Source organism: Pseudomonas sp. EGD-AK9 (assembly GCF_000465935.2).
GTDB lineage: Bacteria > Pseudomonadota > Gammaproteobacteria > Pseudomonadales > Pseudomonadaceae > Aquipseudomonas.
Map to the genome: position 1 here is coordinate 1 of NZ_AVOF01000950.1, position 557 is coordinate 557.

The following is a 557-nucleotide window of genomic DNA, read 5'->3' on the forward strand; positions in this document are numbered from 1 at the left end:
AGCCGCGCGCCCTGGCCGCGGCCGGCCAGCACGCCGAGCACCAGGAAGAAGGCGAAGGCCGCCGAGCTGTGCCCGCTGGGGAAACTGAAGCTGGTCAGCGGTTCGCTGAGGATGTCCGGCCGGGCGCGGGCGAAGCCGTTCTTCAGCGCGCCGTTGGCCAGTGCGGTGCACAGCAGGGTGGCGCCGGCGAACAGTGCCGGCCGCCACTGCCGGGCGAGCAGCAGCAGGCCGCACAGCAGGATGGCGGCGGCCAGCTGGGTGCGCAGGTCGCCGAGCCGGGTGAGCAGCACCATGGTCGCGTCCAGATGGGCCTGGCGCTGCTCCTGCACCAGGGTCATCAGGCCCTGGTCGAGGGCGTCCAGGTGCGGCCAGCCGAGCATCAGGGCCAGCAGCAGGAGCAGGCTCAGGCCGCCGCCGAGCAGGCAGGCGGAGCGCTTCTCGGCCAGGCTGGCCTGCACCGTCAGCAGCAGGATCAGGCCGATGCCGGCCAGCAGAATCGCCGCCTCGCTCCAGAAACCCTCGGCCATCGGCAGGCGCAGCGCGGCGCCGGTGGCCCA

1 protein-coding gene is annotated in these 557 nt (G+C 73.6%); it reads right to left on the reverse strand.

All coding sequences use genetic code 11. The annotated features are described in order from the left end of the window. A partial coding sequence (locus tag N878_RS29315) for a phosphatase PAP2 family protein (protein WP_021446358.1) occupies positions 1-557 on the reverse strand: 557 nt, incomplete at both ends.